Annotated in this window: 14 protein-coding genes; 7 read left to right on the top strand and 7 right to left on the bottom strand. The window is 69.7% G+C overall.

What is annotated here, in order from left to right; translation table 11 throughout:
- Nucleotides 1-27 precede the first annotated feature (27 nt).
- A complete protein-coding gene (gene wrbA / locus C1A38_RS09635) occupies nt 28-645 on the bottom strand; it encodes an NAD(P)H:quinone oxidoreductase (protein WP_102657486.1) in 618 nt (205 codons plus the stop codon).
- 168 nt (nt 646-813) lie between these two features.
- On the opposite strand from wrbA, the gene C1A38_RS09640 reads away from it, so the two are divergent.
- The 3 genes from C1A38_RS09640 to C1A38_RS09650 all read left to right on the top strand — a co-directional run bounded on the left by C1A38_RS09640 (nt 814) and on the right by C1A38_RS09650 (nt 3,434).
- On the top strand, nt 814-1,302 hold the full coding sequence (locus C1A38_RS09640) for a GNAT family N-acetyltransferase (protein ID WP_199180152.1): 489 nt from the start codon (nt 814-816) through the stop codon (nt 1,300-1,302).
- Between the two features lie 63 nt (nt 1,303-1,365).
- Nucleotides 1,366-1,953 (top strand): HAD family hydrolase, encoded by a 588-nt coding sequence (locus C1A38_RS09645; RefSeq protein ID WP_238358824.1) that lies wholly within the window; start codon nt 1,366-1,368, stop codon nt 1,951-1,953.
- A gap of 410 nt (nt 1,954-2,363) precedes the next feature.
- The gene (locus tag C1A38_RS09650) at nt 2,364-3,434 is read left to right on the top strand and encodes a winged helix DNA-binding domain-containing protein (protein WP_199180156.1); all 1,071 of its coding nucleotides are present in this window, start codon (nt 2,364-2,366) and stop codon (nt 3,432-3,434) included.
- On the opposite strand, the gene C1A38_RS09655 is transcribed toward C1A38_RS09650, so the two are convergent.
- On the bottom strand, nt 3,418-3,831 hold the full coding sequence (locus C1A38_RS09655; protein WP_102657489.1) for a hypothetical protein: 414 nt from the start codon (nt 3,829-3,831) through the stop codon (nt 3,418-3,420). The two genes, C1A38_RS09650 and C1A38_RS09655, sit on opposite strands and share 17 nt — an antisense overlap.
- A gap of 260 nt (nt 3,832-4,091) precedes the next feature.
- Between C1A38_RS09655 and C1A38_RS09660 the strand changes: the two genes are divergently transcribed.
- Nucleotides 4,092-5,846, top strand: coding sequence for an L-lactate permease (locus C1A38_RS09660; protein ID WP_102657490.1), 1,755 nt, complete (start codon nt 4,092-4,094; stop codon nt 5,844-5,846).
- A gap of 110 nt (nt 5,847-5,956) precedes the next feature.
- Here the strand turns inward: C1A38_RS09660 and C1A38_RS09665 are convergent, their stop codons facing one another.
- The 4 genes from C1A38_RS09665 to C1A38_RS09680 are packed head-to-tail and all read right to left on the bottom strand — an operon-like array spanning nt 5,957 to nt 10,325.
- Complete coding sequence (locus tag C1A38_RS09665; protein ID WP_013734784.1) at nt 5,957-7,159, bottom strand: ABC transporter ATP-binding protein; 1,203 nt, start codon at nt 7,157-7,159, stop codon at nt 5,957-5,959.
- 11 nt (nt 7,160-7,170) lie between these two features.
- Nucleotides 7,171-8,007, bottom strand: a complete 837-nt coding sequence (locus C1A38_RS09670; RefSeq protein ID WP_102657491.1) for a carbohydrate ABC transporter permease — start codon at nt 8,005-8,007, stop codon at nt 7,171-7,173.
- Nucleotide 8,008: 1 nt separating this feature from the next.
- Nucleotides 8,009-9,010 (bottom strand): carbohydrate ABC transporter permease, encoded by a 1,002-nt coding sequence (locus C1A38_RS09675; protein ID WP_102657492.1) that lies wholly within the window; start codon nt 9,008-9,010, stop codon nt 8,009-8,011.
- A 28-nt stretch (nt 9,011-9,038) separates the two neighbouring features.
- Complete coding sequence (locus C1A38_RS09680) at nt 9,039-10,325, bottom strand: ABC transporter substrate-binding protein (protein WP_102657493.1); 1,287 nt, start codon at nt 10,323-10,325, stop codon at nt 9,039-9,041.
- Between the two features lie 248 nt (nt 10,326-10,573).
- On the opposite strand from C1A38_RS09680, the gene C1A38_RS09685 reads away from it, so the two are divergent.
- The 3 genes from C1A38_RS09685 to C1A38_RS09695 all read left to right on the top strand — a co-directional run bounded on the left by C1A38_RS09685 (nt 10,574) and on the right by C1A38_RS09695 (nt 12,285).
- Nucleotides 10,574-11,152, top strand: a complete 579-nt coding sequence (locus C1A38_RS09685; RefSeq protein WP_013734788.1) for a DsbA family protein — start codon at nt 10,574-10,576, stop codon at nt 11,150-11,152.
- Nucleotides 11,153-11,536: 384 nt separating this feature from the next.
- Nucleotides 11,537-11,968 carry a RusA family crossover junction endodeoxyribonuclease gene (locus tag C1A38_RS09690; RefSeq protein WP_102657505.1) on the top strand — a complete coding sequence of 144 codons (432 nt, stop codon included), beginning with the start codon at nt 11,537-11,539 and terminating at the stop codon, nt 11,966-11,968.
- 47 nt (nt 11,969-12,015) lie between these two features.
- Nucleotides 12,016-12,285, top strand: coding sequence for a hypothetical protein (locus C1A38_RS09695; RefSeq protein WP_102657494.1), 270 nt, complete (start codon nt 12,016-12,018; stop codon nt 12,283-12,285).
- A gap of 691 nt (nt 12,286-12,976) precedes the next feature.
- Here C1A38_RS09695 and C1A38_RS09705 read toward each other — a convergent pair.
- Nucleotides 12,977-13,672, bottom strand: a complete 696-nt coding sequence (locus tag C1A38_RS09705; RefSeq protein ID WP_102657495.1) for an HAD family hydrolase — start codon at nt 13,670-13,672, stop codon at nt 12,977-12,979.
- Nucleotides 13,673-13,794 lie beyond the last annotated feature (122 nt).

The raw sequence follows: 13,794 nt of genomic DNA on the forward strand, positions 1-13,794 counted from the left end.
CCGCCCGGGCCACCGGTCCGTCGACGCTCAACCGGCCAGGCCCTTCTTGACCGCCGCGCCGATGTGCACCGCCCGACGGGCGGTAAGCGCCGTCGCGGTCAGGGCGACGTCGTCCGGAGCGGTCTCGCCGTTGTTGCTGACGTGCGACGCGCCGTACGGGTTGCCGGCGACGAACTGGCTGGGCTCGGTGTAACCGGGGGTGACCACGATCCCACCCCAGTGGTAGAAGACGTTGAACAACGACAGCAGCGTCGACTCCTGCCCACCGTGCTTGGTGGCGGTGGAGGTGAACGCCGAGTAGACCTTGTTGACCAGCGCACCCTGGGCCCACAGCGGGCCGGAGGTGTCGATGAACTGCTTGAGCTGGGCGGCGACCATGCCGTACCGGGTCGGCGCGCCGAAAATCACCACGTCGGCCCAGCTCAGGTCGTCCAGCTGCGCCTCCTCGATGTGCTGGGTCTCCAGGTGGTGCGCCGACCAGCCCGCGTTCGACCGGATCGCCTCGTCGGGCGCCAGCTCCCGCACCTTGCGCAGCCGTACCTCGGCCCCCGCGTCACCGGCGGCCTCGCGGGCCGCCTGAGCCATCTGATACGTGATGCCGGTCGCGCTGTAGTAGATCACCGCCACCTTTACCTGTGCCGCCATCACACGCTTCCTTCCTCGATCATGAGTAGGCTTCGCAGTTACCCGAACTTCGCGTCGGTGAACATTCGCGGCGCTTCCTGACCTGGTCGCGACTGCCGGCGGCACGCGCTGATCCACCCGGCGATATCGATTGACACCGGCAGCCCGCCGGCTGGCATGCTCGCGGCCATGGAGATCAGGATCGCGACGGCCGACGACTGGTCGGGGATCTGGCCCTTCTTGCGTGAGATCGTCGCGGCCGGCCAGACGTACACCTGGCCCCGCGACGTGGGTGAGGAGCAGGCACGGGGCATGTGGCTGGTGTCACCACCCGGTCGTACGGTGGTCGCGGTCGACCCCGACGGCACCGTGCTCGGCTCGGCCAAGCTGACCCCCAACCAGCTGGGCCCCGGCGATCATGTGGCCAACGCCAGCTTCATGGTCGCCCCGTGGGCGGCCGGGCGTGGCATCGGTCGGGCTCTCGGGCGGCACGTGCTCGACCTGGCCCGCGCGGAGGGCTACCGGGCGATGCAGTTCAACGCCGTGGTGGCCAGCAACACCCGGGCGGTGGCGTTGTGGCGGTCGCTGGGGTTCGAGGTGGTCGGGCGGATCCCGGAGGGCTTCCGGCAGCCCGACGGAAGCTACGTCGACCTGCTCGTGATGTACCAGCGGCTCTGATCCTGGTGATGGTCCTCCGGCGATCCGGGTGGTCGTCGTCGGCCGGATAACCTGGGCCGCGTGATGCTCCCCCTGCCATCCGGCGACTTCAAGGCGTACCTGTTCGACTGCGACGGCACCATCGTCGACTCGATGCCGCAGCACTACACGGCCTGGCGGCAGGCCCTCGACGAGTGGGGCTGCGAGTTCCCCGAGGAGTTGTTCTACGCCTGGGCCGGACGGCCGACGGCCGACATCGTGGCCGCGCTCAACGAGCAGCAACGGCTGAACATGCCGCTGGAGGCGGTGATCGCCCGCCGGGAGGCGCTCTACCAGCAGCTGCTGCCCAGCGCGGCCGGCATCCCCGGGGTGCTGCACCACATCGACGACGCGCACGGACGGATCCCGTTCGCGGTGGTTTCCGGCAGTACCCGCGAGGCGGTCACCGCCTCCCTCGGCGCGCTGGGCATCCTCGACCGGTTCGACGTGCTGGTCTGCGCCGGCGACTACACCCGGCCCAAGCCCGACCCGGAGCCGTTCCTGCGCGCCGCCGAACTGCTCGGCGTACCCCCGGAGGCGTGTCTGGTCTTCGAGGACGCCGACCTCGGGATCGAATCCGCCACGGCCGCCGGCATGGCGGCGGTCCGGGTGCCGCAGCCCCGCCAGGGCTGAGCGGTGCGGCGCGGGACACCACCCGGGCGGCCGGTCAGGATCGCGCCTTTGCTCAAGAGTTCCGCAAGGTGCCCTTTGTATGGTTCTCGGCTGAGCTGGAAAGCGCCATCCTGAGAAGACCGCTGCCGGCGACTCGCATCGCCGCCCCGCGGCGGCGAACCTGAACGGGGGATCGCGCTCCGCCACCAACGAAGCTGGCGTAGCGCGATCAGGGGTCCCGGCGAAGCGCGATCGGGTGGGTCCCGGCGAAGCGCGATCAGGGGGAATGCTGACTCGCCTGGACGTGGTGGCCCGCTGATGTCGGTGGCCACTCCTATGCTGCGGTGGAGCAGCAGCAAGGGAAGGCGGCCCACCTCGTGGCACCCACCGTTTCGACGGCGTTGACCGGCGCCGAGGCGCTCGCCCTGCGGATGGCCGGTCTCCGGTTGCGCCCGCACGCCACCGCCCCGCCGTTCACCACGGTCGCCGAGGTGGTGGAGTGGTTCGGTGCCATGCAGGCGCAGGACCTGGCCAGCGGCATGTGGTCGTTGGGCGTACGCCTGCCCGGGTCGACCCACGCGGACGTGCACGCCTCACTGGAGCGCCGGGAGGCGCTGCGGACCTGGCCGATGCGCGGCACCATCCACCTGGTTCCGGCCCGGGACGCCCGCTGGCTGCTGGAATTGACAGGCGTACGCGCGTTGGCCGGTGCCGCGAAGCGGCGGGAGTTCCTCGGCCTGTCCGAGGCCGAGGCCGACCGCGCGGTCGACGTGCTGGGCGCGACGCTGGCCGGCGGCACCCGCCTGACCCGCACCGAGTGCGTCGCCGCGCTTGTCGCGGCCGGCATCGACGGCGCCGGCCAGCGCGGCTACCACCTGCTGTGGTACGCGGCCCAGCGCGGCGTCACCTGCATCGCCCCCAACATCGGCACCGAGCAGACCTTCGCACTGCTCGACGAGTGGGCACCCGACCAGCACCAGCTCGACCGCGACGAGGCGCTGGCCGCCCTGGCTCTGCGCTACTTCCGCAGCCACGGCCCCACCACCCGGCAGGACTTCGCCGGCTGGACCGGCCTGACCGCCGCCGACGCGAAACGCGGCATCGCCGCCGCCGGTGACGACCTGACCACCGTTGTGGTCGACGGCGCCGAGGCGGTGCTGCACACCCCGCTGCTGGACGCACCCCGCACCGAGGTGGACGACGTGCTGGCCCTGCCCGGCTTCGACGAGTACCTGCTCGGCTACAAGGACCGCGCGCTGATGCTCGACCCGGAGCACAAGCAGGCGATCATCCCCGGCGGCAATGGTGTCTTCCAGGCCACGGTCGTGGTCGGTGGCCGGGTGGTCGGCACCTGGAAACGAAGCCTGGCCAAGACCCGCGTCACCCTCACGGTGCATCCGCTGGCCGACCTCGGCCCGACCCGCCGCGAGCAGGTCGAGCAGGCACTGCACCGGTACGCCGACTTCCTCGCCCTGCCACCCCGGGTCACCTGGAGCGACTGAACCGCAGGTACCGCGAGCCGGCGACGGCGGTCATGCTGGCGAGCGCGGCCAGCACCGCGACCGGTCCACCAGGTCCAAGCGACGGACGCACCGCAGGGACGACCGGGCCGAGAAACACGTCGGCATAGCGGGTCATGACAACGACGGCGGCCACGATTGTGACGACACCGAGCCCACCGGCCGCCAGCAGCAGCCATCCTCGACGCCCCGGCACGACGATCGCCCCCGCGGTGACCACGTTGAGCAGGACAGCCGCGCCGGCATACCAGACCCACCCCGGAAACTCGGTGAGGTGTACGGCCCGGTCGCCGTACCAGGCCCAGGGCAGGCCGACAGCCGCGATGAGGGCCCCTGCCGCACCAGCGACAGCGACAACTCGAACGACCACCTTCGACATCCCGTCCTCCCACAGCTCTGCGGACCATATCCGGTACGGCGCTGACGACCGCGGCAGATCTTGGTACGAAGGCGCCCCTCGGGGGGCCGTTTCGTACCAAGATCTGCTTCGCGGGGTCGCGCCAGGTGGTTCGTCGGCCGCCGCCGCGACTCTTCTTGTGCGCAGACAGCGCAATCGCGAAGAGGACGCGACGTAGTCGATCGAGCACACTGGGCGCACTCGTACGGCGATCGGCCGGCCGACCTGCCCCGGAGGTGCGTGTGTACCGTCCGATCCTGGACCCGCTCGCCGACTCACTTGCGTTGAGCGCCCTCGTCGCCGGGTTACCGATCGTCACGCTGTTCCTGTTGCTCGGTGTGCTGCGGGTACGGGCGTGGCTGTCTGCGCTCGGCGCACTCGCCGTCGCGCTGCTGGTCTCCATCCTGGCGTACTCGATGCCGACCGGGCAGGCGCTGCTGACTGCGAGTCAGGGCGCGACGTTTGCGCTGTTCCCGCTCGTGTGGACGTTCGGCACCGCCATCTGGATCTACCGGATGACCGTGACGAGTGGACACTTCGACGTGCTCCGGCGCTCGTTCGCCCGGGTCAGCGACGACCAGCAGGTGCAGGCGTTGGTGATCGCGTTCTGTTTCGGTTCGCTGTTGGAGGGGCTGGCCGGCCAGGGCACGCCGGTCGCGATCACCACGGTGATGCTGCTGGCGTTGGGCTTCCGTCCGATGAAGGCGGCCACCGTGGCGCTGGTGGCCAACACCGTGCCTGCCGCATTCGGGCCGCTCGGCCTGCCGATCACCACCCTGGCCCGGGTGACCGACCTGCCGACGGGCGACCTGGGCGCGATGGCCGGGCGACAGGTACCGGTGATCGCACTGTTCATTCCGCTGCTGCTCGTCGGCATGGTCGGCGGCCGCCGAGGGCTGCGCCGGACCTGGCACATCGCCCTCGCCTGCGGCCTGTCGTTCGCGCTGGCCCAGTTCCTCACCTCGAACTACTTCGCGATGGCCCTGGCCGACATCGTCGCCGGGCTGGTCAGCGCCGTGGTGGTGACCGTGATCGCACGGCTGTGGCCGCCTCGGCGTCACGACGACCCGGTGATCGACACCGCCGCCCCGGCAGGACCCGGCACGACGGTCACGCCAGGCGAGCCGAGCGCGTCGGGCGGGTCGGGCCGGTCGGGCCGGTCGGGAGCACCGGGCGGGTCGGGAGGGCCGGGCAGGCCGACAGAGCAGGCGGTGGCGGTCGCCGCCCGTGCGGAGGTGGCGTCGGACCCGCCGGACACGTCGGTCGAGGTGTGGCGGGCGTACGCCCCGTACCTGGTGATCGTGGCGATCTTCGGCCTGTCGCAGGTGCCCGCCATCGCGGACGCGCTCAACGCCGTCACGGTGACCTTCAACTGGCCCGGACTGCACCTGCTGACCACATCGGGAGCGCCGTCGACGTTGCCGGTCTTCCGGTTCAACTGGCTCTCCTCGACCGGCACGCTGCTGGTGCTGGCCGGACTGGTGACGATGGCGATCCTGCGGATCACTCCGCGAACCGCAGTCGTCACGTACGGGCAGACTCTGGCCTCACTGCGCTGGGCGATCCTCACCGTGTGCGGACTGCTGGCGCTGGCCTTCGTGATGAACGGCAGCGGGCAAACCGCGACGCTGGGCACCTGGATGGCCGGTGCCGGTGGCCTGTTCGCGCTGCTCTCGCCGATTCTCGGCTGGCTGGGCGTGGCGCTCACCGGCTCGGACACCTCGTCCAACTCACTGTTCGGTGCGCTCCAGGTCACCGCTGCGGAGCGCGCCGGTCTGGACCCGGTGCTGCTCGCCGCGGCCAACGCGTCAGGCGGAGTGGTCGGCAAGATGATCTCGTTGCAGAACCTGACGATCGCGGCGAGCGCGGTGGGGCTCGACGGCCGTGAGGGCGATCTGTTCCGCCGGATGTTCGGCTGGAGCGTGTTGTTGATCTGTGCGATGGCGGTGCTGGTCGGCCTCCAGGCGACCCCGGTGCTGAGCTGGATGGTGCCGTAACGGACGCCCGTACGTGGCGACGCGCGGTCAGGTCGGTATCGACGCGGTGGGGGTGCACCTGGTCCGACGACAACAGGTGCACCCCCCACACGGCGGGGCAGGTTCGAGTCTCAGCCGGCCAGCGCTCCCGCCGAGCGGCCCTCGTGCAGGGTCAGGTTGCGGCCGTTCGACGGGTCGAACAGGTGCAGCTTCTCCAGGTTGAACCAGACCCGCCGGTCCTCCCCCTCGGTCACCGTGGACTCGGCCGACAGCCGGGTGACCAGGTTCGAGCCGGCGAGGTCGGCGGCACCGGCATCGGCGGCCAACTCCTCCAGCTCGGCGGCGCTGGCCCGGCCTCCCTCGACGGTCAGGTAGACGTACTTGTCCGAGCCCATCGACTCGACGATGTCCACCGGCGCGGTGAACTCCATGCCCCGGTCGCGGGTCTGCTCGTCGACCAGTTCGGCGTCCTCGAAGTGTTCGGGACGGATGCCGAGGATCAGTTCGCGGGGCGCGTCGGCGCCCTCCAACTCGCGGCGGATTCGGTCGCCGATCGGCAGGTCGCCCAACGCCGTACGCAGCCGGCCCTCCTCGACCGTCGCGGGCAGGAAGTTCATCGACGGTGAGCCGATGAAACCGGCCACGAAGAGGTTGTTCGGGTGGTCGTACAGTTCCTGCGGCGGGCCGACCTGCTGGATCGCCCCACCTCGCATGATCACGACGCGATCGCCGAGGGTCATCGCCTCGGTCTGGTCGTGGGTGACGTAGACGGTGGTGGTGCCGAGCTGCTTCTGCAGGCGGGACACCACGGTCCGCATCTGCACCCGGAGTTTGGCGTCCAGGTTGGACAGTGGCTCGTCCATCAGGAACGCCTTGGGTTGACGCACGATGGCCCGACCCATCGCCACCCGCTGCCGCTGGCCGCCGGAGAGGTTGGCCGGCTTGCGGTCCAGCAGCGAGGTCAGCTCCAGCACCTTGGCGGCTTCCTCGACCTTCTGGTCGATGGTGGCGCGATCCAGCTTGGCCAGCCGCAGCGGGAAGGCCATGTTCTCCCGCACGGTCATGTTCGGGTACAGCGCGTACGACTGGAAGACCATCGCGATGTCCCGGTCGCGGGGCGCCTTGTCGTTCACCCGTTGGCCGCCGATGCGCAGCTCACCGGAGCTGATGTCCTCCAGCCCGGCGATCATGTTCAGGGTGGTGGACTTGCCGCAGCCGGACGGGCCGACCAGGATCACGAACTCGCCGTCGGCGATCTCCAGGTCGACGTCCCGCACCGCCGTGGTGCCGTCCGGGAACTTCTTGCTCACCTTGTCGAGCACGATGTCAGCCATGAGAAACCCACCTATCCCTTGACGGCGCCGGAGGTCAGGCCGGAGACGATGCGGCGCTGGAAGAAGAGGACGAACAGGATGATCGGTACGGTGATCACCACGGCGGCGGCGCAGATGGCCCCGGTCGGGTCCTCGAACTGCGAGGCGCCGGTGAAGAACGACAGCGCCACCGGCACCGTGCGGGACCGCTCGGTGGAGGTCAGCGAGATGGCGAACAGGAAGTCGTTCCAGCAGAAGATGAAGACCAGGATCGCCGTGGTGAACAGGCCCGGCGCGGCCAGCGGGGCGATCACCCGCCGAAACGCCTGCGCCTGGGTCGCGCCGTCCATCTTGGCCGCCTTCTCCAGATCCCACGGGATCTGCTTGAAGAACGCCGACAGCGTGTAGATCGCCAGCGGCAACGCGAAGGTGATGTACGGCAGGATCAGGCCCGGCCAGGTGTCGAACAGACCCAGCTGCCGCTCGATCTCGAACAGCGGCGAGACAAGCGACACCTGCGGGAACATCGCGATCAGCAGGGACACCCCGATCAGCAGCCGCTTGCCGGGGAAGTCCAGCCGGGAGATCGCGTACGCGGCCATCGCGCCGAGCACAACGGCGATCACTGTCGCGATCATCGCGATGCCGATCGAGTTGATCAGTGCCCGGACGAACTGGTCGGTGTTGAAGATGTTGCGGTAGTTGTCGAGCGTCCACTCCCGGGGGATGAACTTCCCGTCGGTGAGGGTGGCCGGGGTCTTGAACGACAGCGACATGATCCACAGCACCGGGATCAGGGCGAAGACGACCACTACGGCGTTCAGCAGGCCCCACTGCAGCTTGGCGCGGCGGGCGGTGGTGTCAGCCATGTCAACGCCTCTCCCCGTCGTCGCTGCCGGGGGCAGCGGTACCGAACAGCTTCACGAAGACGAACGCGATGATCGCCACGGTGATGAAGATCAGCACCGACATGGTCGAGCCGATGCCGAGGTTGAGCCCCCGGATCAGGTTGTTGTAGGCGATCATCGACACCGACGAGGTCTCGTTGGCCCCGGAGGTCAGCACGTAGATGTTGTCGAAGACCCGGAACGCGTCAAGGGTGCGGAACAGCAGCGCGACCAGGATGGCCGGCTTCATCACCGGCAACATCACCTTGGTGAACCGCTGCCAGGCGGTGGCGCCGTCGGTGGAGGCCGCCTTGAGCAGATCCTCCGGCACCAGGGCCAGGCCCGCCATCAGCAGCAACGCCATGAACGGCGTGGTCTTCCAGATCTCCGCCAGCATGATGATCGCCAGTGCGCTGGCCCGCTCGGTCAGCGGCGCGCCGTCGGAGAAGAGGTTGGCCAGGTAGCCGGTGCCGGGCGTCCACGCATACCGCCAGGAGAACGCGGCGACGACCGTGACGATGCCGTACGGGATCAGCGCCGAGGTCCGGACGATGCCGCGGCCGACAAGCGTACGGTGCATGATCAGCGCAAGGCCCATGCCGAGGACCAGTTCCACGGCCACGGTGACCACCGTGATCAGCATGGTCACCCCGAACGCGGTCCACCAGAACTCGTTGGTCAGCACGGTGACGTAGTTCTGCAGACCGATGAACTCCCGCTCGGCGGGGAACCGCAGGTCGTAGCGCTGCAACGACAGCCACACCGAGTAGAGGATCGGGTAGGCGGTCACCGCGAGCATGACAAGCGCGGCCGGGGCGCACAGCAGCAGACCCAGCCGGCGCTCGGCCCGCTTGTTCTCACTCAGCGGCGGCTTGCGCCGTCGATTGTCGCGCTGCGCGGGCACGGCGGCGTGCCGACCGGTGCTGCCGGTGTCGGTCCCGTCGGCGGCCACGTCCGCGCCCGCCGGGGTGGCGTTGACGCTCATGCTCTCACCCCCGTGTGGTGTCGCTGGCTCATGGCAGGACCCCCTTCGACTCCAGGGCGTCGGCGATCGCCTCACGCAGCTCGTCGGCGGTCTTCTGCGGGTCGATCGCCGCCGGCGGCGACAGGATCGCCGAGGTCACGGTGGAGATGCTCTGGTACGCCGGGGTCAGCGGCCGTACGGCGGGCTCCCGCAGCTGTTCGAGGATGGTCTCCTTCATCGGGTACGCCTCGTCCATCTCCGGGTCGTCGTAGACGCTCTCGATGGTCGGCGGCACCCCGTCGTTGATCGCGGAGAACTTCTGGTTCTCCGCGTTGCGCAGGCACTTGGCCGCCTCGAAGGACTCCTCGGGATGCGTGGAGTACCGGCTGACCGCGAGGTTGACCCCGCCGATGGTCACCCGGCTCGGGGTGTTCCCGTCGACGCCCGGCACCCGGGCCCAGCCGACCTGCTCGGCGAGCTGCGGGTTGGCCTCCTGCATCGCCGGGTAGACGAACGGCCAGTTCACCTGGAACGCGCCGGAGCCGGACTGGAACTCCAGCCGTACCGGGTCCTCGGTGGCGTTGCTGAACGACGGCGACGCCACGCCCGACGTGGCGAAGCCGCGCAGCACCTCCAGCGCCCGTACCGCGCCGTCGTCGACCGCGGCCTCGGTGCCGTCGTCGTTGAGCAGCTTGCCGCCGGCACTGGCCACCAGGGTGTTGTAGAGCACCACCAGGCCCTCGTACTGCGCGCCCATGGTGAGCACCTGATGCGGCTTGCCCTGCTCCTTGAGCCCCTGCGCCGTCGAGATCATCTCGTCCCAGCTGGTCGGTGGCTCCGGCACCAGGTCCTTGCGGTACCACAGCAGCTGGACGTTCGTGTTCTTCGGCGCCCCGTAGAGCTTGTCCTCGTACCGCGCGGTCTCCAACGGGCCTTCGAGGGTGCCCTCCTCCACCTCGGCGCGGTCGGATCCGGTCCACTCCAGGATCCACTTCGCGCTGGCGAACTCCTGCGTCCAGGTGACGTCGAGGCCGAGCACGTCCATGCCGTCGTCGGCGGCGGCGAGCCGCCGGACCAGCTGCACCCGCTGCTCGTCGGCCTCCCGCGGCAGCACCCGGTTCACGATCCGGTAGCGGCCGGCGGCTTCGGTGTTGCACCGGTCGACCACCTGCTGAAGGTTCTGCTCCGGCGGGTAGTACAGGTTGATCACGGGCACACCGGTGTCGTCGCCGGAGGCACAGGCTGCCATCGGTGCCACCAACGTCAGCGCTGCGGCCGCCGCCGCCACGCGTACCCGGGGTCGGCGCCGGCGCTCACCCTGGTCTGGGTCACTCATGTCGGCATCCCCCTCCCCCTCCTCCTAGGTCGGCCAACAGCCGGGGGAAGGCACCCGTGCCCCGGCGCACGGCGAGACGATCAAGGCCCGTGACCTGCTGGTTCTCCGGCCCCACGTTTCGTGGCGACAACACTGCCCGACCTGCGAAGTCGCGAAACCTGACCCAGGTGACACGCGCCGGACAGGCACACCGGTGGCCCAGATCACACACCTCGGTGGGGACGCGCGGTCGGCGCTACCCTCGGGCGGTGGATGCCACCTTCTTCTTCGACCCTGCATGCCCGTGGACCTGGCGGACCTCCCGCTGGCTGGTCGCCGTCGCCGAAGCTCGCGGCTTGAGCATCGAGTGGCGGGCGTTCAGCCTCAGCATCCTCAACGGCGGAAACATCCCACCGGAGTACGCCGACGCGGTAGCCGCCTCCACCCGGGCGCTGCGCCTGGTCGAGGCGCTGCGCGCCGAGGGCCGCCACGCCGACGCCGGCCGGTTCTACGCCGAACTTGGTGCCCGCACCCACGACGCCGGCAACCCGCCGAGCGGGAAGATCGTCGACGCGGCCGTCGAGGCGGCCGGGCTCGACGACATGGCAGCCGCCCTCGACGACGAGCGCTGGGACGAGGCCGTACACGCCTCACACGCCTTGGCGTACGGCTCCGCCGGACCCGACATCGGCTCGCCCGTGCTCATGGTCCCCGACGCCGACCGGGGCATCCACGGACCGATCCTGACCGAGGTCCCCGCCACCGACGACGCCCTGACCCTCTGGGACAACCTGCTCCCCCTGCTCCGCATGCCGGCCTTCCACGAAATCAAACGCGCCCGCCGCTGACCCCTTCGGGAGATCGCCCAGCAACTTCGGGGAAGATGTCGCCTCGCCGTGCGAGAAGGCGACATCTTCCCCGAAGTTGTCTCCGGGTCACGGGTGGGTGGGATGGGGTGGGCGTGGGTGGGCGAGTGGGGGATGGTGGTTCGTCTGGTGGGTTGGGTGGGGTGGCCGTTTGTGTGGGGTCGGGGTGCAGTGGTGCGGGGTGCTACCGGGGTGGCCGCCGGGTGCACTAGCGTTGAACGAGCATCGCCGTCAGCGCGTACGCCGTCGCCGTCGATACGCCACCGGCCGACCCCCGATCCGCCCGATCGGTTGGTTCTCCCGGAACAGCACGCCACCGCTGCACCGGTTGGGCAGGATCATCTCCAATGAGGAGGTGCCGTCGTGGTGCAGGACACCCGCACTCTCGCCCTGACGTTCGAGGTAAGCGGCCTGCCACCGGTCAAGACCGAGGCGTTGTCCATCTTCGCCGCCGGACACCGGCAGGCGACGAGAGTACGCGCGCTGCTGCAAGCCGCCTGCGAGGCGGCACAGCACACCGGCTGGACCCCCCTGTCCGGGCCGATCGAGGTGGACGTGACCCTGCGCTGCCCGCCCGGACATCGCACCTCCGACGCGAGCACCCTGCTGGGCGGGGTGTGCGCGGTGTTGCAGGACAAGAAGCGGGTCGCCAACATCGGGCTGGCCCATCTCGGTGTCCTGGTCGATGTCGCCGTCTACGGCGACGACAAGCAGATCCGCCGGCTGTCGTACGCCGAGGAACCGGCCGAGGAATTCTCGTACCAGGTTCGCGTGGCGGCCGTACCAGAGGCGGTTTGACGGACGGCCGCGGTGGGGTACCGCAGCCGCCGACGAAGGGAGCGCCGATGTCGGAGCCACATGTCACGCTCACACCTCGTGACCCGGTGCAGGAGAAGCTGCGCGGGCCGCTGGAGGAGCAGCTGACCTCGGCGCTTCAGGCAGCCGCCGTCCGGGTCCGCAGCGACTACGCAGGCGAGCCGGTCGAGCAGGTGTGCCAACGACTCCTGGACGAGACCCGGTCCGGCCTGCACCCCGACATCGCCGCCGGTTTCGAACCCGACATGGACGAGTTCTGCCGGGTCGCGGTCGCCATCGTCCGAGGCGAAGCCCCCTGAGGGCGAAGCCCCCCTGAGAAAGCGCGACCGGTCACTGCGCGGTCGACGCCGCGCTCGACGTAACCTGCCGGCTCGGCCACGGTACGGGCCGGCGCGGGACGTTCTCGCCCCTCGTCACCGTGGACCTACAGCCCGACCGACACCCGAGGGCCGGCGCGGGTGCGTTGGGCTGCCCAGGTCAGGATGCCTTGGCGAAGGTGACATCTGCCGTGGCAACAGTACCGGCGGTGCGACCCGGCGCGAACTGGTGCGCCCAGCACAGGTTGGTGTGCGCGATGACCTGTTCCGGCGGCGATGCAACCCGGGCCGCGCCCACCGTCCGGTGATGATGTTCTCGGGTCAGGACCGGTCCCGCACGTCCCGGCCCTGACCCCTGGTTCGGCGTGGCAGCGGGCCAGGCCTGGCGCCGACCTGGCGTATCGACCAACCCAGCACGGTGGCTGGCCCGCCCGCACTCAGCTCCACGGTGCCCCACACCGAACCTTGACGCCGCGACACACCCCGGCGAGTCGCGGCGCCGAAGGCGAGGCTAGGCGGCGCCACGACAATGCGTGCTCCCCAGCCCGGATGATTACCAGCAACGCGAAAAAGTGGCAGGTTGCTGTAACACCCGATCACCCATTGGCGCTGATCAAGATCGGACCCCGGACGCGCGGCCGGGCGTGCAGCTCGACCACGGTGAACCGGTCGGTCAGAAGTGCCGCAGCAGCTCGGGGAAGGCACTGAGGTGCAGCACGCCCTCGTCCGCCGGGTCCAGTTCGTCGTGCTCCAACACCCAGGTGTTGGCGTTCGGGATGAACACGGCACGCCACCCGGCGGCACGAGCCGGCAGGATGTCCGACCGCGGCGAATTGCCGATCATCCAGGCCCGAGCCGGGTCGACCGCATGTTCCCGGACCAACCAGCGGTAGGTCTCGACGTTCTTCTCCGCCACGATGTGCGCGGCTTGAAAATGGTGCAACAGTCCGCAGGCGTCCAACTTACGCTGCTGCTCCTCGGGTTCTCCCTTGGTGAGCAGCAGCAACTCGTGCCGGCCGGCCAACTCGTCCAGCGCGGCGGCCACCCCCGGCATCAACTCGACCTGGTGGTTCACCAGCGCCATGGCCAACGCGTCGATGTCGCGCCGTTCCGCTTCGGTGGCCGGTCGCTGTCGTAGCCGCTCCAGGCAGTCCCGCAGACTCCGCAGAAAGACCTTGCTGCCGTACCCGTGAGCGACCGTGTTGGCCCGCTCGATGTCGTCGAGTACGGCCCGGAGCTGCACCCGGTCCAGCGTCGGATGGTCCAGCCAGGCCAGAAAGTCATCGATGACCCGCTCGAAGACGACGTTGTTCTCCCACAGCGTGTCATCGGCGTCGAACACAAGGACCCGACCCGGCTCGATCCCCACCCCGTCAGCAATCACGCCGCGACTCTAGAAGGCCCACCCCGCTCCCCACGACCCGATAACCACCCCACGACCCAACCCCACCGCCCGGCGAGGCGCCGATGCCCCAACCCCCAACCCCCAAC

The organism is Verrucosispora sp. ts21 (genome assembly GCF_002879555.1).
GTDB lineage: Bacteria > Actinomycetota > Actinomycetes > Mycobacteriales > Micromonosporaceae > Micromonospora > Micromonospora gifhornensis.